The organism is Streptomyces sp. NPDC005866, assembly GCF_040629895.1.
In the GTDB taxonomy this organism is placed as follows: domain Bacteria; phylum Actinomycetota; class Actinomycetes; order Streptomycetales; family Streptomycetaceae; genus Streptomyces.
Map to the genome: position 1 here is coordinate 45,091 of NZ_JBEXWP010000025.1, position 19,653 is coordinate 64,743.

At 71.3% G+C, this 19,653-nt stretch carries 20 protein-coding genes; 8 read left to right on the plus strand and 12 right to left on the minus strand.

The genetic code is table 11. The annotated features are described in order from the left end of the window. The first annotated feature begins 25 nt into the window (after nt 1-25). On the plus strand, nt 26-199 hold the full coding sequence (locus ABZ396_RS30755) for a hypothetical protein (RefSeq protein ID WP_358923238.1): 174 nt from the start codon (nt 26-28) through the stop codon (nt 197-199). A 5-nt stretch (nt 200-204) separates the two neighbouring features. On the opposite strand, the gene ABZ396_RS30760 is transcribed toward ABZ396_RS30755, so the two are convergent. Then, nucleotides 205-672 (minus strand): hypothetical protein, encoded by a 468-nt coding sequence (locus ABZ396_RS30760; RefSeq protein WP_358923240.1) that lies wholly within the window; start codon nt 670-672, stop codon nt 205-207. A gap of 356 nt (nt 673-1,028) precedes the next feature. On the opposite strand from ABZ396_RS30760, the gene ABZ396_RS30765 reads away from it, so the two are divergent. Together ABZ396_RS30765 and ABZ396_RS30770 are read left to right on the plus strand one after the other, a co-directional pair. After that, entirely contained in the window at nt 1,029-2,378 is a 1,350-nt protein-coding gene (locus tag ABZ396_RS30765) for a transaminase (protein ID WP_358923242.1), read from the plus strand. A gap of 20 nt (nt 2,379-2,398) precedes the next feature. Then, nucleotides 2,399-2,839, plus strand: coding sequence for an Lrp/AsnC family transcriptional regulator (locus tag ABZ396_RS30770; protein ID WP_358923244.1), 441 nt, complete (start codon nt 2,399-2,401; stop codon nt 2,837-2,839). 21 nt (nt 2,840-2,860) lie between these two features. On the opposite strand, the gene ABZ396_RS30775 is transcribed toward ABZ396_RS30770, so the two are convergent. Next, nucleotides 2,861-3,958 (minus strand): PP2C family protein-serine/threonine phosphatase, encoded by a 1,098-nt coding sequence (locus ABZ396_RS30775; protein WP_358923245.1) that lies wholly within the window; start codon nt 3,956-3,958, stop codon nt 2,861-2,863. Between the two features lie 245 nt (nt 3,959-4,203). Between ABZ396_RS30775 and ABZ396_RS30780 the strand changes: the two genes are divergently transcribed. After that, nucleotides 4,204-5,130, plus strand: a complete 927-nt coding sequence (locus tag ABZ396_RS30780; protein ID WP_358923247.1) for a GNAT family N-acetyltransferase — start codon at nt 4,204-4,206, stop codon at nt 5,128-5,130. Between the two features lie 137 nt (nt 5,131-5,267). Here ABZ396_RS30780 and ABZ396_RS30785 read toward each other — a convergent pair whose 3' ends face one another. From ABZ396_RS30785 to ABZ396_RS30805, 5 genes are all read right to left on the minus strand, one after another. After that, nucleotides 5,268-6,155 carry a Gfo/Idh/MocA family oxidoreductase gene (locus ABZ396_RS30785; protein ID WP_358923249.1) on the minus strand — a complete coding sequence of 296 codons (888 nt, stop codon included), beginning with the start codon at nt 6,153-6,155 and terminating at the stop codon, nt 5,268-5,270. A 47-nt stretch (nt 6,156-6,202) separates the two neighbouring features. Continuing rightward, complete coding sequence (gene tgmB, locus ABZ396_RS30790; protein WP_358923250.1) at nt 6,203-7,186, minus strand: ATP-grasp ribosomal peptide maturase; 984 nt, start codon at nt 7,184-7,186, stop codon at nt 6,203-6,205. Between the two features lie 14 nt (nt 7,187-7,200). Continuing rightward, a complete protein-coding gene (gene tgmA, locus ABZ396_RS30795) occupies nt 7,201-7,392 on the minus strand; it encodes a putative ATP-grasp-modified RiPP (RefSeq protein ID WP_358923252.1) in 192 nt (63 codons plus the stop codon). Between the two features lie 175 nt (nt 7,393-7,567). Further along, nucleotides 7,568-8,434 carry a fructosamine kinase family protein gene (locus ABZ396_RS30800; protein WP_359186433.1) on the minus strand — a complete coding sequence of 289 codons (867 nt, stop codon included), beginning with the start codon at nt 8,432-8,434 and terminating at the stop codon, nt 7,568-7,570. Between the two features lie 165 nt (nt 8,435-8,599). After that, nucleotides 8,600-8,974: a hypothetical protein gene (locus ABZ396_RS30805; RefSeq protein ID WP_358923253.1), complete on the minus strand. Its 375-nt coding sequence runs from the start codon at nt 8,972-8,974 to the stop codon at nt 8,600-8,602. Between the two features lie 279 nt (nt 8,975-9,253). On the opposite strand from ABZ396_RS30805, the gene ABZ396_RS30810 reads away from it, so the two are divergent. The 3 genes from ABZ396_RS30810 (at nt 9,254) to ABZ396_RS30820 (ending at nt 12,220) form a co-directional block, all read left to right on the plus strand. Beyond that, nucleotides 9,254-10,642, plus strand: a complete 1,389-nt coding sequence (locus ABZ396_RS30810) for a glycoside hydrolase family 43 protein (RefSeq protein WP_358923254.1) — start codon at nt 9,254-9,256, stop codon at nt 10,640-10,642. Between the two features lie 237 nt (nt 10,643-10,879). Beyond that, nucleotides 10,880-11,428, plus strand: coding sequence for a hypothetical protein (locus ABZ396_RS30815; RefSeq protein ID WP_358923256.1), 549 nt, complete (start codon nt 10,880-10,882; stop codon nt 11,426-11,428). A 102-nt stretch (nt 11,429-11,530) separates the two neighbouring features. Then, nucleotides 11,531-12,220, plus strand: coding sequence for a class F sortase (locus tag ABZ396_RS30820; RefSeq protein WP_358923258.1), 690 nt, complete (start codon nt 11,531-11,533; stop codon nt 12,218-12,220). Between the two features lie 204 nt (nt 12,221-12,424). Here the strand turns inward: ABZ396_RS30820 and ABZ396_RS30825 are convergent, their stop codons facing one another. From ABZ396_RS30825 to ABZ396_RS30840, 4 genes are all read right to left on the minus strand, one after another. After that, a complete protein-coding gene (locus ABZ396_RS30825) occupies nt 12,425-13,432 on the minus strand; it encodes a LacI family DNA-binding transcriptional regulator (RefSeq protein WP_358923260.1) in 1,008 nt (335 codons plus the stop codon). 2 nt (nt 13,433-13,434) lie between these two features. Then, nucleotides 13,435-14,736, minus strand: a complete 1,302-nt coding sequence (locus ABZ396_RS30830; protein ID WP_358923262.1) for an alpha-galactosidase — start codon at nt 14,734-14,736, stop codon at nt 13,435-13,437. Between the two features lie 17 nt (nt 14,737-14,753). Beyond that, on the minus strand, nt 14,754-16,271 hold the full coding sequence (locus tag ABZ396_RS30835; RefSeq protein WP_358923264.1) for an alpha-L-arabinofuranosidase C-terminal domain-containing protein: 1,518 nt from the start codon (nt 16,269-16,271) through the stop codon (nt 14,754-14,756). A 185-nt stretch (nt 16,272-16,456) separates the two neighbouring features. Continuing rightward, nucleotides 16,457-17,908, minus strand: a complete 1,452-nt coding sequence (locus tag ABZ396_RS30840; protein WP_358923266.1) for a glyceraldehyde-3-phosphate dehydrogenase — start codon at nt 17,906-17,908, stop codon at nt 16,457-16,459. Between the two features lie 176 nt (nt 17,909-18,084). Here ABZ396_RS30840 and ABZ396_RS30845 point away from each other — a divergent pair, with 176 nt between their 5' ends. Next, nucleotides 18,085-19,278, plus strand: coding sequence for a glycosyltransferase family 39 protein (locus tag ABZ396_RS30845; protein WP_358923268.1), 1,194 nt, complete (start codon nt 18,085-18,087; stop codon nt 19,276-19,278). On the opposite strand, the gene ABZ396_RS30850 is transcribed toward ABZ396_RS30845, so the two are convergent. Further along, nucleotides 19,250-19,453 (minus strand): hypothetical protein, encoded by a 204-nt coding sequence (locus tag ABZ396_RS30850; RefSeq protein WP_358923269.1) that lies wholly within the window; start codon nt 19,451-19,453, stop codon nt 19,250-19,252. The two genes, ABZ396_RS30845 and ABZ396_RS30850, sit on opposite strands and share 29 nt — an antisense overlap. Nucleotides 19,454-19,653 lie beyond the last annotated feature (200 nt).

Genomic DNA, 19,653 nt, shown 5'->3' on the forward strand with positions numbered 1-19,653 from the left:
GGCTCGGTCCGGGCGTTGGCCCGGCATGGACGGATCCTCACCCACGCCCTGGCGCCCGGCCCGGGAGCCGCGCGCCCTCCGCTCCCGCGAGCCGATCTACGCCCAGCTCCTCCGGGAGTGGCGGGATCAGGGCCGTACCGTGCCGGCCGAAGCCGAGGCCCGGCGGGCCACCGTACTCGTCCCCCAGCCGCGCCGCTGAGCTCGCTACTCCCCGCACGTCGGGGCCATCACCGCCAGTGTGCCGTTGGCCTCTCGCAGGGCCAGCTCCAGCGTGCCCGGGGCGTGCAGCGCGCCGCTGCCGTCCGGTGGCACCAGCCACTCCAGGTAACGCGCGGGCCGGTACGGCGGCGGTACGGCGACCCAGGAACCCTTGGTCGCGTAGCGCAGGCCGGCGCCGATCCAGCCGCCGGAAGGATCGGGGGGCACGAGGAAACCGACCCGGCCCGCCGCGGTGTCCACCAGGGTCGGCCCGGGTACCGGCAGCGACGGCTGCCACAGCAGGTCCAGCGTGAGCAGACCGAGGCGGTCCGGGACGCTCAGCACATCCCAGTAGCGGCCCACTTCCAGCAGTGCGACGCCCTCCCCGTGGTCCCACTGCCACTTGCACGTACGGGGGTCCGCTGCGGCCGCCGCGAGCCATTCCACACCCTGCATCCACATCGCGTTCGTCATGCACCGCTCCGGGGGATCACCGCTCACCTGTTTCGGGCGCAGGGAACGACCGACACCGGGCACTCGGTGCGTTCGCACACCGACCCGGCATATGCATGCTGGTAGATATTTCTAACTGGCGGAAGGGGTGGCGAACCCTGGCGTTCAGGGGCGAATGTTCGAAGGTCGAGCACTGGTGCGTTGGTTGAGCAACGTGACGGGCCCTTTCTGGCCCTTCTTTGGTCGCTCTTCGGGCACGGTGGCATTCGAATCCGTTGATGCGGCAAACGATTCGAGCGTCAGACCTTGATGAGGCGCTGGCATCAGTCATACGCTCCCGTCATTCCGTCGCCGCCGCTCCCGATCAGGGGTACCCCATGGACCGCTCCCGACTGCACGCCCTCCTGGCCCGGGAGAGCGCCGACGCCGAGCGGCGAAATCCCCGCTCCCGGGCGGCATATTCCGGCGCCGGGCATCTCTTCGGCCGGGTCCCGATGACATGGATGAACAAGACCGCCAGTGCCTTCCCGCGCTACCTGGCGACCGCGCGCGGCGCCCGGGTCACCGACGTCGACGGACACACGTACATCGACTTCTGCCTCGGTGACACCGGCGCGATGGCCGGTCACTCGCCGGCCGCCGTGACGGAGGCGGTGCAGCGCAGGTTCGCCGAGCTGGGCGGGGCCACCGCGATGCTGCCGACGGAGGACGCGGAGTGGGTGGGCGCGGAGCTGACCCGCCGCTTCGGACTCGCCCGCTGGAGCTTCTCGCTCACCGCGACCGACGCCAACCGCTGGGCGATCCGGCTCGCCCGCGCCGTCACCGGCCGCCCGAAGATCCTGGTGAACAGCTACAGCTACCACGGCAGCGTCGACGAGTCCCTCATCGTCGTGGGCCCCGACGGCAAGGGAGCGCCCCGCCCCGGGAACGTCGGCGCGCCCTGTGACGTCACCCTGACCAGCCGGGTCGCCGAGTTCAACGACCTGGCGCAGCTGGAGCGCGAACTCGCCCACGGCGACGTGGCCGCCGTACTCATGGAACCCGCGCTCACCAACATCGGCATCGTCCTGCCGGAACCCGGCTACCTGGCGGGCGTGCGCGCCCTGACCCGGCAGTACGGCACGCTGCTCGTCAACGACGAGACGCACACCTTCTCCGCCGGCCCCGGCGGCTGCACCGCCGCCTGGGACCTGGAGCCGGACCTGCTGACCATCGGCAAGGCCATCGGCGGCGGCATCCCGGCCGGCGCCTACGGCCTCTCCGCCGACCTCGCCGAGCGCCTCCTGGCCCGCGCCGACCTGGACCTGGTCGACATGGGCGGGGTCGGCGGCACCCTCGCCGGCAACGCGCTCTCGGTCGCCGCCACCCGGGCCACCCTTGAGCACGTGCTCACCGACGAGGCGTTCGCCCGCATGGCGCGGCTCTCCGAACGCTTCGAGACCGGCGTCCGGCAGGCCGTCGAGGCACACGCCCTGCCCTGGTCCGTCAGCCGCCTCGGGGCGCGCACCGAGTACCGCTTCGCCTCCCCGGCCCCGCGCACCGGCACCGAGTCCGCGGCCGCCGCCGACACCGAACTGGAGGACTTCCTGCACCTCTACCTCGCCAACCGGGGCATCCTCCTCACCCCCTTCCACAACATGGCCCTGATGTGCCCCGACACCACCGAGCAGGACGTCGACACCCACACCGCCGTGTTCGGTGCCGCCCTGCTCGAACTCGTCGGCTGAGGAGGAGAGCGCAGACGCACATGGACGACATCGACCGGGCCATCCTGCGCGAGCTGCAGACCGACGGCCGTATCGCCTACACCGACCTCGGACCCAAGGTCGGCCTCTCCGCCTCCGCGGCCCGGCAGCGGCTGCAGCGCCTGCTGGACTCGCGCGCCGTGCAGGTCGTCGGCGTCACCGACCCCATGGCCATGGGCGGCCAGGCGATGGCGCTGCTCGGCATCGGCGTGGACGGCGACCCCCGCGCCGTCGCCGACGCCCTCGCCGCACACCCCGAAGTGGTCTACTCGGTGTTCACCTCGGGTGGCTTCGACCTGTTCGCCGAGGTGGTCACACCCGGCCCGAAGGACCTGCTCGACCTCGTCAACGACGTGGTCCGGCCGATCGAGGGCGTGCGCGAGGTCCGGTCCTTCCCGTACTTCGGCATCCACACCCACCGCTTCCTGTGGGAGGTGGGCTGAGGCGGGCCGTGGGCCGCGACCTCAGGTGATGGCCGGCGCCAGGACGAGCATGGTGGCGTCGTCCCGTACCTCGTAGTGCCCGGCCAGGTCGGCCCACACCAGTTCGGCGAGTTCGGCCGCGTCCGCGCCGGCGAACCCGGCGAGCCGCTCCGGCAGCGGATAGAAGGCCCCGGCCCGGTCGCGTGCCTCCCAGACCCCGTCCGAGGCGAGGAACAGCTGGTCGCCGGGCCCCAGTTCCACCGTGACCTCCTTCGGCGGTTCCACCCCCACCAGCCCGAGCCCCACCGGTGCCCCCGGCGCGACGGACATCTCCTGGGCCCGGCCGTCGCGCAGCAGCACCGGCGCCGGATGGCCGCAGGCCACCACCCGCATCGACCGCAGATCGGCGGAGAACTCCAGCAGCAGGGCCGTCGCGAACAGCTCCGCGTGCGGTACGCCGGCCGAGTCCACCGTCAGCCGGCGGTCCATCCGCGCCGCCACCGATTCCAGGTCCGGCTGGTCAAGGACCGCCTCCCGGAAAACCCCGAGCAGCGACACCACCGTGGAGACGGCGGCCAGCCCGTGCCCGCGTACGTCCCCGATCACCGCCCGCACGCCGAAGGGCCCGTCACGCACGTCGAAGAAGTCCCCGCCGACCAGCGTCCCGTGCTGCGCGGCCCGGTACAGCCCGGCGCACTCCACCGCCCCGACCCGCTCCGGCAGCGGCGGCAGCACGGCCCGCTGCACCGCCTCGCCCACCGCCCGCTCGGTGACCAGCTGCGCGTCCCGGTGACTGCGCACATAGGACACGAAGACACTCAGTAGCGCGACGAACGTGACCGTGAGCAGGTCGGTGTCGCCGGGATGGTTCAGATGGGTGGCGGGTACGTTCAGCAGGACCACGACCAGGCAGCTGAGCACGGCCGTCGCCATCGGGCCGTACGACAGGACGGCCAGCGGCGGGATGGCCCCGAGCAGGAAGCCGAAGTCGTGTCCGTCGGGGGCGACCAGCGTCGCCACGGTCACGACCGCGAGCAGGAGCACCGGCAGCACCCGCACCCAGCGCGGCGGCGGCGCGCCCTGCAGCCAGCCACGACTGTCCCGGTAGTCACGCGACGACAAGCCGCGCACCGAAGTCACATCCCTAAGTTACGCCCGTGCCCGGACGCCGGTCCCTTCCCGATCTTGAAATGAACCCCGCGGAAAAAACCTTGGACGCGGCGGGCGCCCGCCACCTACTGTGTGAGGCCACGCCAGAGACCGGACGGAAGGAGGCGACTGCGATGTTCACCACACCCATCCAGCGCTCCCTCCCCGTTTCCCGGGCGTGACACGCCAGAGCTGATCCGGGAGCGCTCCGCGTAGCACACATCCCGGAGGAATCCGTGACCGATCCGGTCATCCGTACGCTCGACGACAGCACCGCCCCCCTCTTCGACGCCCTGCCCGACCCGCTGGGCCTGCGCGAGAAGCACCGGCACACCCGCCACCGGCCCGACTGGAAGCGCGTCGCCCTGCGCGACGGACGGGTGGTCGCCGGCGCCGCCTGGTGGGGCGGCCCCGAGGACAGCGAACCGCTCCTGATCAACTGGTTCGACGTGGCCGAGGGCGAGGAGGAGGCCGGGGCCGAGCTGCTGCGCAGCGCGCCCTGGCAGACCGACGAACTGGAACTCGATCTGCCCACCGGCTGGCGTGACGTACCCGAACTGCGCACGGCCGCCGAGACCCGTTTCACCGCCGCCCGCAAGGCCGGCTACGAACTGCTGGTGGAACGCTACAACTACCGCTGGACACCCGAGTGCGGCCTGCCCGAGCGGCCCGGCCGTCTCACCTTCACCCCCGAACCCGACGACGGGGTGTTTCTCGACCTCCTGCGCGGCATCAACTCCGCCACCCTGGACGCGCACGCCCGCCGGGCCGTCGAGAAGGGGGGAGCGGAGCTGGCGGCCCAGGAAGACCTCGAGATCTTCCACTGGTTCCCCTCGCCCCGCGCATGGTGGCAGGTCGCCCGCACCCCAGACGGGGAGCCGGTCGGCATCCACATCCCCGCACGCAACCCGTCGGGGCCGTGCATCGGGTTCATCGGCGTCCTGCCCGGGCCGCGCGGGCACGGCTACGCCTACGACCTGCTCGTCGAGTGCACCCACTTCCTGGTCGAGCAGGGCGCCGAGGCCATCGGCGCCGCCACCGACCAGGGCAACGTCCCGATGGCCGCGCACTTCGCGAAGGCGGGCTACCCGGTCGTGCAGGAGCGGGTGAGCTTCTGGGCCACGGCCGAGTCAGTGCCGGGTGACATGCTGAAGGCGCGGTGATCGACAGCGGACGGTAGGAGCCGGCATGGGGTGTGTCGCTGATCTCGCCGGACGGCCCGGTCCCCGAGTTCCTGCTGCACACCGAGGGGGACCGGGCCTGGTTCAGATGGAGCGACCAGCCCAACAGGGCAATACACCTAGCCGGCGTCCTTGCCAAGCAGGGTCTCCGCCTCCGTGAGGATCTCGGTGACCCGCAGGCCGAACGCGGCGTCACAGGGGTGCGGGCGGCCCGTGCGGGCGGCGATGACGAGGGCGTCGGCGGCCCGGGCGAGGGCGGGGACGGCTCCCTCCGCACTCCTCGGCAGGAGCGTCACCCCCGCCTCCCCGCGCAGCTCCACGTCGGCCCCGGCCGCCGCCGGGGGAGCGGTCAGGCTCAGCGTCATCGTGCTCGACGCCCCCGTGGCGTGGTCGAGGACGAGATGGACGGTGTCCGCGGGGCCGTGCACGGCGGCCGCCACCCGCCGTACGTCGCCCAGGACCGGCAGCAGGACGGACAGGGCGTGCGGGCCCACATCCCACAGCGCGCCCTTCTCCCGCCGCCAGGGTGACGCGGCGAACGCGCTGTCGCCGGTGAACACAGAAGCCAGCCACTGCGCCCGCGCGGTGAACCAGCCCGCCGCGGCCGCCTGTTCGCCGATCCACGCCTCCGGTTCGCTCTGGAAGCGGGTGGTGAAGAAGACCACCGAGGCGACCCCGGCCCGCTCGGCCGCCTCCACCACCGCCCGCCCCTCGGTGACACCGAGCGCGAGGGGCTTGTCCAGCAGCAGATGCCGGCCCGCCGCCGCGGCCCGCACCGCCAGTTCCGCCTGGACGGCCGGCGGCAGCGCCACCGCCACGGCGTCGACGTCGGCGAACAGCGCGTCCACGTCGTCGTACGCCCGGACCCCGTACTCCTCGGCCAGCTCCTGCGCGGCCTCCGGGCGGCGGCCCCATACCCCGGCCAGGTCCAGCGATCCGTGCCCCGCCAGCGCGGGGGCGTACGCCGCCCGTGCCCAGGGTCCTGTCCCCAGCAGTCCGATGCGCATCTCCCGTTCCTTTCTCCGTGCCCGGCTCCCCATCGTCGCCCACATCGTCAAGGCGTCGTGCTCCGGCCGCCGTTGACGTACGGCCGGTACCGCTCCGTGCCGTGCGCCAGCCAGCCGGCGATGGTCTCGGCGATCGGCTGACCGGTGTCCATCTCGACGAAACCGAACTGACCCGACTGGTTGCACTCCAGGAACCACCAGATGCCGTCGGCGTCCTCCGCGAAGTCGAGAGCACCATAGGCCAGTTCGGCGTCCTTCATATACCTGTGAACGGTCTCGGCGACTCGCGGCGGCACCTCCGCCTCCAGCCAGGGAGAGACGGACGGGGCGAACCGGACGTCCACCTCGTCGGGATGGGCGTCCGGGTTCACCGGCTTGCGGGCGGCCAGCAGCCGTTCGCCGACCACCGTCAGCCGGATGTCCGCCCGCTTGGCCACCCGCCGCTGCAACAGCGTCGGCCCGAACGCCACCGCCCCGAAGTCGGCGTCCGCCGCCACCCGGCTGGTCGGCACCGCCCGAGGCGGCTCCTGCGGATGCGCGCCCGACACCGGCTTCACCACCAGGTCCGGGAACCGCTCCGCGAACTCCCGCGCCGCCTGCGGGAACGTGGTGATCAGCGTCGCGGGCACGGCGAGCCCGCTGCGCTGCGCCAGCCGTAGTTGCCATGGCTTGTGGCGGGCCCGGCGGGCCGCGTCCGGATGGTTCATCCAGCGCGCGTCGGTCCCGCGCAGCATGCCGTACAACGCCTGCGCGGACTCCTCGGTCAGCCAGGCGGACGGCTGGGCGGCCCGGGCGGCGGCCACTCCCGGCCTGCGCACCCATATGGAGCGGAGGCCGCTCATGCTCACCAGGCGCCCGTTCACGGACAGATGCCCGCGGCTGACGCCCTGCACAAACTCGCCCGACAGGGCCACACCGCTGGTCAGATCGGCAGGATCGAGGCGGACGACGGGCACTCCGGCCTCGTGCAGCCGGAGGACCACCATGTCCGCCGTCACGTCCTCGTCACTGGTCAGGATGAGCACGGTCATCGTCGGGTCCGCGTTCAGTCGTCGAAGTGCGTCTTGGAGCCCGCGGTGGACGTCGTGGTCCCCAGGGCTCTGAGCGTTGCGTGATCGGTGGCCGCGATCCGGCCATCGTGGAGAACGTTCAACTGCATTCCGGAGTCATACGCGTACGGAGTGGTGACGTCCAACTGCACTGCGGGGCGTGCGTAGTTGAGCGCGAACGGTTGCATGGTCTCTCCCTGTTTCGTTCTTCCATGCACTTATACGATTCGAACGCGTGGTTGGTTTCCTTACTCTGCGTAATCTCAGTCCTAATTAAGGGCTTGTTAAGGAACCAGCCGGGAATCGGCGGCGAATCGTTCCCCCCGTGGCCGATTTCACATGCCCGTCCGGCATGTGACGGCGTCAGATACCCGCAATGGTCCGGGATGTCTCCAGGGTCTGTTCCGCGTAGCCCCGCCCGAAGAGCACGGTGTGCACCAGCAAGGGAAACAGCTGATGCACCTCCACACGCTCCGCCCAGCCGACGGTCAGGGGGGCCACCTCCTGGTACCCCTCCAGAATCAGGTCAAGGTACGGGCAGCCGAAGAGGCGGAGCATCGCGAGGTCGGTCTCGCGGTGCCCGCCGTGGGCGGCCGGGTCGATCAGGCGGACCAGTCCGTCGGCGCCCCACAGGACGTTGCCGTTCCACAGATCACCGTGCAGCCGGGCGGGCGGCTCGGGCGGCCCCGCCAGCTCCGGCAGCCGCTCGCAGACCCGCTCGATCACCGCGGCCTCGCCGGTTCTCAGGATCCCGCGGTCCACCGCCGCGCGCAGATACGGCAGTACGCGGTGCTCGGCGTACCAGTGCGGCCAGTCGGTGCCCGGCTCGTTGCGCATCGGGGCGAGGCCGATCCAGGCCTCGCGCGGGCCGTCCGGCGGCGCCGCCCCGAAGGCCGGGGCCCCGGCGGTATGCAGAGCGGCGAGCATGTGGCCGAAACGCGTCGCCGCCTCGGCGTCCGGACGTCCGGTGGAGACCAGTTCGGTCACCAGCCAGCGCTCGTCGTGCCCCAGCACCTTCGGTACCGCGACCGCCCCGGCGGCGGCCAGCCAGCGCAGCCCGGCCGCCTCGGCCCGTACCGCGCCGGGGCCGTCCCCGCGCTTGACCATCACCGCACGCCCGCCCGCGAGCGTCACCTCCGCCAGGCCGCCCGAGCGCGCCCGCTCGGCCGAGACCGGCCGCCCGGTGAGCCGGGCGGCCACCGCGCCCGGTCCTTCGCCGCAGTCGGCCACGGGCACCAGGGTACGGGCGGTCGCGGGTCGGGAGCCCCAGGTGCCCTGGTCGGCCGGTGCTCGGGACCGCCCCGGGGCGCGCGGATACGCCGGTGGCCAGGCCCAGTCGGGCGGCGGTGACGACGCCGAAGTCCACGGTCCCGGAAGAAGGGGCTTCCACCATTGCTACGACAGGTTCCGGCCAAACCCAGGCGGTATGGTGATCCGTCCGATGCGTCCGGCCGACTGCTCGGTGAACCAGAGGGCGTGGTCCGGCCCCGGGGCGATGGCGAAGGGTGCGCTGCCCGGGCTCGGGGTGGGGTGGTCGGTGACGGTGCCGTCCGCCGCGATGCGCCCGATCCGGGCGGCGCCGGACTGGATGAACCACACGGCCCCGTCCGGCCCGGCGGCGATCCCGGCCGGGAGGCTGTCGGCGGTGGTGGTGATCGGATACTCCGTCACATCACCGCCGCCGGCGCGGGCGGGGGCCGCGGCGGCGGTCACGCCGGTCAGGGCGCCGAGCAAGAGAGCGAGCGCACGTCGGGGGAGTCGGCCGGGCATACGGGGTCCTTGTCAGACGGACTTTCACGTCGAGGCCAGACGCGGCCGCGCGGCCGTACGACTCGGCCGGTCCGGACGGGGGACGGCGGTGCCGTTTCGGCAGGGGATCGCGGCGACGGCATCCGGCGCGCGGCCCTCACGCTCCCGGTGAAGAGGGGAAATCCGAGTAACTCCCTTGTTACGCAAGGATTGACGCGCCCTACGCGCCCCTCTAGCTTCTGATCGCCCCCCCGAACCACGTTCGAAATGCCGTACCTCCCCCCGTCGTCTGGAGCGCACATGAACGGCACCCCCCTGTCGCGCCGTCACTTCCTCGGCATGGCCGCGACCGTCCCCCTCGCCGCCACCGGCGCCCTCGCCCTCGGCGCCGGAACCGCCCGGGCCGCCACCAACTCGGCCTACGTGATGTGCTACTTCACCGAGTCCCCGGACATGCTGGCCGCCAACTACGGGCTGCATCTGGCCGTCAGCACCGACGGCCTCCAGTGGACCCCGCTCAACCAGAACAACCCCGTCGCGACCCCCACCGCGGGCTCCCTCGGGCTGCGCGACCCGTTCATCCTGCGCAAGCAGGACGGCACGTTCGTTGTGCTCGCCACCGACCTGAACGGCACGGACTGGACCTACGTCAGCCAGTACATCCATGTCTGGGACTCCACCGACCTGCGCACCTTCACCGGCTACCGGCGGATGAAGCTGCACGACATGAACACCCACAGCTGGGCGCCCGAGGCGTTCTGGGACGCGGGCCGCGGCGCGTACGGCGTCATCTACTCCGCCGTCAACGCCAGCGGCCACAACGTCATCATGATCAACTACACCGGCGACTTCGTGACCGCCGGCGCCCCCCAGGTCTTCTTCGACCCCGGCTACGACGTCATCGACGGCGACCTGGCGGTCGGCGTGAACGGCGTCAACTACCTGTACTTCAAGAAGAACTCGACGCTGGTCGGCGCCCGCTCCACCTCCCTGGACCCGGGCAGCTTCACCGAGTTCAGCACGGCCGTCTCGCACAACGGCACCGAGGCCCCGACCCTGGTCAAGTCCCTTGCCTCAAGCTCGGCCTGGTACCTGTGGGGAGACACCTGGTCGCCGAACGGCGTCTTCTACGTCTGGCAGACCAGTTCCCTGTCCGCCGGCACCTGGACGGCCCTCGACCAGAAGACCTACACCCAGCCGCTCAACTCCAAGCACTGCGGGATCCAGCCCATCACCTCGACCGAGTACAACAACCTCGTCGCCAAGTGGGGCACCCCCACCTGGAATCGGCTGAAGTCCTACAACTACCCGGCCCGGTACGTCCGGCACAGCAACTACGTCGGCCGGATAGACGAGTACGCCTTCGACCCGTACGCCGACGGCCTGTGGAAGCTGGTCCCGGGCCTCGCCGACAGCAGCGGCGTGTCCTTCCAGTCGGTCAACTACCCGACCCGCTATCTGCGCCACTACAACTACCAACTGCGGCTCGACGAGAACGACAGCACGACGACGTTCGCCCAGGACGCCACGTTCTACCGGACAGCGGGTCTCGCCGACTCCTCCTGGTCGTCGTTCCGGTCGTACAACTACCCGACGCGGTACGTCCGCCACTCCGACTACGTGCTGCGGATCGACCCCGTCTCCACGAGCGCGGACCAGGCCGACGCCACGTTCCACGTGGGCTACTGACATCGCGACGGGACCGTCGTGCGGCGACACGCCGATGGCGGGCCCCCGGCACCCCCGAACGGCCGTGTGCCGTCGGGCGTGATTGACCCAGCCGGGCGGTGTTGGGCGTGTCGTCGCCACGGATGGGCGGCCCGGATGGTGCCGGGCGTGGGGCTGGCTGACGGTGGTTCATGTCGGGGCCGGGTCGTTTCAGCCGATGGAGTATCCGCTGCCCGGCCACGGCGGAAGGACATCGAGATGCGTTCTGCCCGCATGATCCTGGCGACGACGGCCGCCACCGCAGCCCTCGCCTTCGCGGCACCCGGCGCTCAGGCCGCGGTCGCGGGGGACTGGGACAACGGAGGCCGTGAAGACTCTTCCTACAGCAAGGAGCACGACGATGACAGCAGCCACGATGGGCCGCGTGGCGGGATGCACACGGGCGGCGGTGTGCTCGCCGCGGCGAAGCTGAGCGACGTCTGGGACTCGGGCAGCGGCAGCGACAGCAAGTTCGATCCCGAGACCTACAAGGGCACGGACCAAGGCCAGGGCGACAAGGGCGACAAGGGTGATAAGGGGGACAGCGGCGACAAGGGCAAGGGCGACGGCCGGGACGAGGAGGACCGCGACAGCGGCAGCTCGTGGGGCGGCGGCGAGGACAGTGGTGAGAAGCCGCACGGCGGCATGCACACCGGCGGCGGCGGCCTCGCCACGCCGGGGGTCACGGCCGGCGGGCTGGCCGTCCTCGGTGTGGCGGCCGCCGGCGCCTACGCGCTGCGGCGCAGGAAGACCGAGCCCGTGTCCTGACGGGCTTACGCATACGGGAGCCGCGGCCGCCGACCGTCGTCTGCGCGGCCGCGGCCCCCGTTCCGCCCCTCCCGCTGCCTTGCCCGAGAAAGGTGACCTCCGATGGCAGCTGGCCCCACCACCCCGAATCCCGGGGACCGCAACCCCGACGCTCCGAACTTCGCGGACCCGAACGGCGCCCGGCGCGGCGGACGACTGCCCGTGTGGGGCGTGGCCGTCCTGCTTCTGGCCGTGGCGCTGCTCGGCGGACACGGCAAGGCCTCCGACGCCACGGGCAACACGCCGGCCAAGAGCGCGGACGCCGCCACCTCCAGCGATGCGCGCGGGGACGGGGAGGGTCTGCCCCGGTCCGAGCCGACCCGCCTGCTCATCCCGAAGATCTCCGTCGACGCCCCGTTCACCACCCTGGAGCTCGCACCCTCGGGCCAGCTCCGGCCTCCTCCCGCCGCCGACACCAACCTCGTCGGCTGGTACGCCGATGGCGCGGCGCCCGGCGAGGAGGGCACCGCGATCATCGCCGGGCACGTCGACACCAAGACCTCGGCGGCCGTCTTCGTCCGGCTGGACGAACTCGGGCCGGGCGACCGTTTCGCGGTGCTCCGGGCCGACGGCACGACGGCGAACTTCGCGGTCGACAGCTCCGACACCTTCGCGAAGGAGGACTTCCCCAGCGAACGCGTCTATGCGGACACCCGCCGCCCCGAGGTACGCCTGATCACCTGCGCCGGTGACTACGACCACAACGTGAAGGACTACACGGAGAATCTGGTCGTCTTCGCCCACCTCGTCTGACCTCGAACGCGTGATCGCGTGTCGGGCAGCACAGATTGAGCTGTGGTCAGGGATGGGCAGCCACGAGTGAGGTCATGATCGCCGTGAAGCGACATGAGACTCGTCATCCGGACGATGCTCACCGACCTCGGCCCGAGCCCGGACAACGGCCGGTTCTTCGAGAAGATGGGCCGGCCGGCCGCGGTCGGAGGCCGGCTGACCGGCTCAGCCGCCCGTCGACTCCCGTACCACCAGGCGGAAGGGGCCGGTGAACTCCGCCCGCTCCGGCCCGGACCGGGCCCCGTCGATGCGTGCCGCCAGCAGGGCGACCGCGCGTTCGGCCATCAGGTCGTGGTCCGGGTCGACGGTGGACAGGGAAGGGACGAGGTACGCGCTCTCGTCGACGTTGTCGAAGCCGATCACCTTGACCCGCTCCGGTACCCGGAGCCCGGTGTCGGCGAGAGCGCGCAGCACGCCCACGGCCACCGTGTCCGTCACACAGAACACCCCGTCGAAACGTAGGCCGTCGGTCACCTTCTCGCGGATGTGCCGGGCGGCCTCCTGCATGGTGAGCGACTCGGCGGTCACCACCAGCTCCGGGTCGGCCGGCAGCCCCGCGGCCGCCAGCGCGCGCAGATATCCGGCGTGCCGCAGGCTCGACACATCGACTTCGCCGCCCAGGCGCCCGCACACGAGGGCGATCCGGCGGCAGCCCCGCTCGACGAGATGGCGCGTCGCCGCCTCCGAAGCCGCCTCGTTCGGCATGGCGACATGGTCGACCGGCCCGCCGAAGATCCGCTCACCCAGGATCACCACCGGATGGTCCACCTCCAGCGCCTCGACATCGGCCGGCCCCATCCCGACGGTGCTGAGGATGAGGCCGTCGTAGAGCCGGTTGCGGGACAGGGAGAGGGCCGCCAGCTCGTTCTCCCGGCGGGCGCCGGTCTGCTCGATGCTCACCCTGAGGCCGTGCCGGGCGGCCGCCGCGATGATCGAGGCGGCCAGCCGGCCGTAGTAGGGACGGTTGATCTCGGGCACGGCCAGACCGATGGTTCCGGTCCGGCCCTTGCGCAGATTGCGGGCGGCGAGGTTGACCCGGTAGCCGAGCCGGGTCATCGCCTCCAGGACGCGGTCCCGGGTGGCCGGGCGGACGTTGGGGTGGCCGTTGATCACGTTGGAGACGGTCATCGCCGAGACTCCGGCGGCCTTCGCCACGTCCTGGATCGTCGCCACGCTCACTCCCGCCCGCTGTCCTCGGCAAGACGATAGAGGGCGGCACCGTGGGCGGGCAGCTCGACGATCAGCTGCCGGCCGTCGTGAACGGTGTCGGTGCGGGTCCAGAGCTCGCGGGCGGCGTCGCGGGGTTCGGCCCCGATCGACCCCAGGGGTACGGCGAAGCGGCGCTCCTCGTCGGCCAGGGAGAACACCGCCGCGTACCGGGTGCGCCCGTCGGTGTCCCGGGCGGTCCACAGCACCAGGTCCCGCTCCCGCAGCACCTCCCGGTTGGCGGTGCTGTGCCGGAGGACGTCGAGCGCCGCGTCGTTGGTCAGCAGTTCGATGGTCTCGGGCGAACTGGTGGGCAGGTCTCCGCCCATCATCAGCGGTGAGCGGGAGATCAGCCAGAGAGTGAGCAGGCTGATCTGCTCGGGATGGGTGAGGGCGCACTGGCGGTCCGCGCCGCGCTCCGCGCGGATGCCGATGTGGCCCAGCGGCAGCATGTCGGCGTCCGCCCAACCTCGTTGGCCCTGCCAGGGGGCCCAGCGGGCCATGCGCGCGAACTGTGCCTCGACGTCCTCCCAGCGGTCCCACAGGTCGTCGCAGACCCGCCACATGGTGGCGTGCTTCCCTAGGTGGTCGAGGCGTGCGAGGGACATGTCCGTGCCGGGGGAGAGGCTCAGCTCGATCGGCCGCCCGCTGCGCTCGACGGCCCGCGCATAGGCGGCGATCTCCCGCTGGTGGTAGGGGAAGAGCATGTCGTCGGCCTTGACGAAGTCGACGCCCCACTCGGCGAACTGGGCTACCTGGGTGTCGTAGTAGGCCTGGGCGCCGGGGTGGTCGTGGTTCAGGCCGTAGTTGTCGGAGTTCCAGGGGCACACGGAGGCGGTGTCGGCCACGTCGGCGGCCGTGAACTCCGTCCCGAGAACCGGGAGTTTCGCCTCGACCGCCCGCCGGGGGATGCCTCGCATGATGTGCAGCCCGAACCTCAGGCCCATGCCGTGCACTTGCCCGGCCAGCGGCCCGAATCCGGCCCCGGCCGCGGCGGAGGGGAACCTGTTCGGCGCGGGGAGCTGGCGGCCGTGGTCGTCGAGGACGAGCGGTGCGTCCGGGTTGTAGCCGTGGGCCCGCGCGGTGGGCTCGTACCACTGGATGTCCACGACCACGGTGTCCCAGCCGTGCGGCAGCAGACGCTCGCGCATGAACTCCGCGTTGGCGAGGACCTCTTCCTCGGTGACGGTGGTGCCGTAGCAGTCCCAGCTGTTCCAGCCCATCGGCGGCCGCAGGCGGCGGGCGGGCAGGGGGCGTGCGGATCGGGTCATGTGCGCTCTCCTGAGGGTCAGCGCAGGGGGGCCTGGACGGTGACGAAAGAGTGCGGCGGCAGGGAGAGCCTCAGGCCGTGGGTGACCGCTGTGAGTTCCTCGAACACCTGCGGGACAACGGCTGTTGAGGCCTCGGGTGAGTTGTGGGCCTGGAGCTTGCCGGCCGTGAGGACGCGGGCGGTCGGCTCGCCGAGGGTGCCGCCGCGCAGGTCGAGGGTCACCTCGGCGGGTTCCTCGGCGTCGAGGTTGCTCAGCGAGATCAGGACCTTGCCGTCCTTGACGCTGGCGGAGGCGGAGAGGGTGTCGAGTTCCGTGTCCCCGACCCGGCGCCGGGTGCCCTCGCCGCGTAGGTGCACCGGAAGTGAGGTCGCGCCCTGGTGGCCCTTGTTCATCTCGAAGACGTGGTAGGTCGGGGTCAGGACCAGGGCGTCGCCGTCGGTGAGCAGCATGGCCTGGAGCACGTTGACGGTCTGGGCGATGTTGGCCATGTGCAGGCGGGCGGCATGCTTGTGGAAGATGTCGAAGTGGGTGCTTGCCACCAGCGCGTCGCGCAGGGTGTTCTGCTGGAAGAGGAAGCCGGGGTTGGTTCCGGGCTCCACGTCCCACCAGGTGCCCCACTCGTCGAGGACCAGGCCGACCGTGCGGCCCGGGTCGTAGACGTCCATGACCGTGGAGTGGCCGGTGAGGATGCGGTCGATCCGGCGGGCCGACAGCATCGTGCGGTAGTAGTCGTCGGTGCCGAACTCGGTGGCGCTGCCCTTGGCCTCCCAGGGGCCGGCGAGCGTGTAGTAGTGCACGGACAGGCCCTGGAAGAAGTTCTTCGGGGTGGCCTCGCAGCCGAAGCAGCTGATCTGCTGCATCAGGGTCTCGGTCCACTTGTAGTCGGCGTCGGAGGCGCCCGAGGCGATGCGGTAGAGCGTGTTGTCGCCGTGGTCGCGGCAGTAGGTGGCGTACTGGCGGGCCAGGTCGGCGGAGTACTCGGCGCGCATGTTGCCGCCGCAGCCCCAGGTCTCGTTGCCGATGCCCCAGAACTTCACCCGCCAGGGCTCCTGGCGGCCGTTCTCCTTGCGCAGCCGCACCATCGGGCTGTCGCCGTCCCGGGTGAGGTACTCGACCCACTCGCTCATCTCGCGGACGGTGCCCGAGCCGACGTTGCCGCTGATGTAGGGCTCGGCGCCGAGGAGTTCGCACAGGGCCATGAACTCATGGGTGCCGAAGTGGTTGTTCTCCTCCACGTTGCCCCAGTGCGTGTTGACCATCCGGGGCCGCTGCTCGCGCGGGCCGATGCCGTCCCGCCAGTGGTACTCGTCCGCGAAACAGCCGCCGGGCCAGCGCAGGTTGGGGATGTCCAGGGCGCGCAGGGCTTCCACGACGTCGAGGCGGATGCCGCCCTCGTTGGGGATCGGAGAGTCCTCGCCGACCCAAAAGCCGCCGTAGACGCAGTGGCCGAGGTGCTCGGCGAAGTGGCCGTAGAGGTGGCGGCTGATGGTCGGGCCTGCGATGTCGAGGTTGATGATCGCGGTGGCGCTGGGCATGCGGATACTCCTGTCCGGAAGGCGGCTGTTCGATATCACGAACATTGTTCGCGGCGTCGTTTGTATCGATAAAAGCTGCCATCGGGGCGTGGGGCGCGTCAAGAGTGGTGGTACGCCCGGCACAGCGGAAACGGCCCGGCCGGCCTGCGGGCGCAGGGCAGCCGGGCCGCTGAGGCTGAGGAGCGTCAGACCGCCGTCGCCGGGAAGGTCGGGTACTCGACGCCGGAGACGTGCTGGACGACCCGGACGACCTGGCAGGAGTAGCCGAACTCGTTGTCGTACCAGAGGTAGAGGATCGCGTTGTCGCCCTCGACCTTCAGCGCGCCGGCGTCGACGATCGACGCGTGGCGTGAGCCGATGAAGTCGCTGGAAACCGCGTCCGGGGCGGTGATGAAGTCGATCTGGCGCTTCAGCGGCGAGGTCAGCGACACCTCGCGGAGATGGTCGAGGACCTCCTCGCGGGACGCCTCACGGGCCAGCTGGAGGTTGAGGATCGCGATCGACACGTCCGGCACCGGGACCCGGATCGAGCTGCCGGTGATCCGGGCCTTGAGGTCGGGCAGCGCCTTCGCGACGGCGGACGCGGCGCCCGTCTCGGTGATGACCATGTTGAGCGGCGCGGACCGGCCGCGGCGCTCCGACTTGTGGTAGTTGTCCAGCAGGTTCTGGTCGTTGGTGAACGAGTGGACGGTCTCCACGTGCCCGCGCAGCACCCCGTACTCGTCGGCCATGGCCTTCAGCGGCGGCACGATCGCGTTGGTGGTGCAGGACGCGCAGGACAGGATCTGCTCGTCCGGCTTGATCGTGTCGTGGTTGACGCCGTGCACGATGTTCGGGACGTCGCCCTTGCCCGGCGCGGTCAGGACGACCTTTTCGATACCGGGCCGCAGGTGCTTGGAGAGGCCCTCGCGGTCCCGCCACTTGCCCGTGTTGTCGATGAGGATGGCGTCCCGGATGCCGTACGCCGTGTAGTCCACGTCGGTCGGGTCGTCGGCGTAGATCACCTTGATCTCGTTGCCGTTGGCGAGGATCGTGCTGTTCTCCTCGTCGACGGTGATCGTGCCCTGGAACTGGCCGTGGATGGAGTCGCGGCGCAGCAGCGAGGCGCGCTTCACGAGGTCCCCGGCGCCCTGGCCGCCGCCGCGCACCACGATGGCCCGCAGGCGCAGACCGTTGCCGGAGCCGGACTTCTCGATGAGCAGCCGGGCGACCAGGCGGCCGATACGGCCGAAGCCGTAGAGGACGACGTCCCGCGGCTCGCGCTGCTCGATCTTGTTGGCACCGGTGGCCCCGGCGACCGCCTCCGCGGTGAACGCCTCGACGCTCAGGCCCCGGTCGTCGGCCTTGTAGGTCGCGGCGAGCATGCCGATGTCGATCTGGGAGGGGCCGAGGTCGAGCGTGGTGAGCGCGCGCAGGAAGGGCATCGTCTCGGTGACCGAGAGTTCGGCGCCGGCGATCTGTCGGGCGAACCGGTGGGTCTTGAGGATGCTGACCACCGACTTGTTCACCAAGGAGCGGCTGTGGAGAAGGACGGTCACGTCCCGCTCCCGGTGCAGCTTCCCGATGATCGGGATCATCGACTCCGCGATCTCCTCGCGGTTCTTCCAGTTGGTGAACGAGTCCTCGTTGACAGTCACAGACCTGAATCTCTCGATCGAGCTTGGTGGCGCTCATATGCTAAACCGGCCGGTGAATGATCGATCAAGTGGGTCCGTAAGTGATTCGGGTCGCGAAGGTCTGAGCCGGCCGGGAAGACCGTAAGAAACTGCCGTGTCGAGTTGCGCCGTCACCAGCCGCTACCGAAGGTCGGAGTGTGAGCACGTCTTCCGTCCCGCGGCCCGAGTCCGCCGCGCCGTTCGGGCCCGTCCGTCCCGCGACCGTCCGCCGGACCCCGTCCGGCCTGGTGACCGCCCTCGTCCTGTTCATGGCCGTCCGGCTCGCCGGAGCGGGCGCCGTGGTCCTCGCCAACCACTTCACGGGACGCCCCCTGGTCCGGAACCTGGCGCACGTCTGGGACGCCCGCTGGTACCTGCACATCGCCACGTACGGCTACGGGGACCTCATCGAGATCACGCGCCGGGGAGCCGTGCAGACCGACTGGGCGTTCTTCCCCTTGTATCCCTGGCTCATCCGCGCCCTGAGGACGGCCCTGCCGCTCACCCCCGGCCAGGCCGCGCTGCTCGTCTCCGGGGCGGCGGCCGTCCTGGCCGCGTGGGGCATCTACCGGATCGGCGATCACCTGTACGGCCGCGCCGTCGCCGTCGCGCTCGTCGCCCTGTGGGCCGTCCTGCCCCAGTCGGTCGTACTCACCATCGCCTACACCGAGTCCCTCTTCTCCGCCCTCGCGGCATGGTCCCTGTACTGCGTGCTCAAGGGCCGCTGGCTGGGGGCCGGTGCCCTCGCCGCGCTCGCCGGTCTGTCCCGTCCGAGCGGCTTCGCGGTCGCGGTGGCCGTCGTGGCCGCGGGCGCGTACGAGGCGGTACGGCTCCGGGGCCGCGTCCCCCTCGGGCTGTGGGCCGGGTGCCTGCTGGCGCCCCTCGGCTGGCTCGGCTATGTGCTGTGGGTGGGGCACCGGACCGGTGATCTCCTGAACGGCTACTTCGGTGTGCAGCGCGCCTGGAACTCACGGTTCGACTTCGGACTCGGCTCCCTGCGCTTCCTCAAAGGGCTGCTGTTGCACGGCGGAGGCTTCGTCTACGCGGTGGACCTGGTGATCGTCGTGTCGGCGATCCTGCTGTTCGGTCTGCTCTGCCTGGACCGTGCCCCGCTGGCGCTGGTGGTCTTCGCGGGCATGCTGGTCCTGGTGGTCGTGGGCGGCTCAGGCTCGTTCTCCTCCAAGCCCCGATTCCTGCTTCCCGCCTTCCCCCTCCTGATCCCGCTGGCCCGCGCCCTGGTGCGGAGCCGGCGCGCGCGTCCGGCTCAGGCCTTCCTCGTCGTCGGCGCCCTCGCGGTGGTCTCGCTGCTGTTCGGGGCCTATGTCATGACGGTCGCCCGCGCACCCCTGTGAGGTCCAGCTGCCCGAAGGCGGCGGCCACGTCGACCAGCAGCGTCCGGAAGACGTTCGCCAAGGCAGCGAGGACGGTGCCGGACCGGGTCACCGCGTACAGGTCGCGGGGGAGCGGAGGGTCGGCGAGGGGGCGGTGCGTCGTGCCGGGCCGGGCCGGGCCGGGGCAGTCCGACACCCGGTCACCGGTACCGGTGTTCGGCGCAGTGGCCTCACTCGAACGGGTAGCCCTGTTTGATCACGCGTTCCGCCCGCCCGCTCGCTGGCTCGCCGTCCGCGGCCCCGACGAGCCCTTCGGACCGGCCGCCGTACGCCTCGCCCACGCCGTCCGCGCCACCCCCGCGCCGGGCCGGGCACCCCTCGTCGCGGGACCGCCGG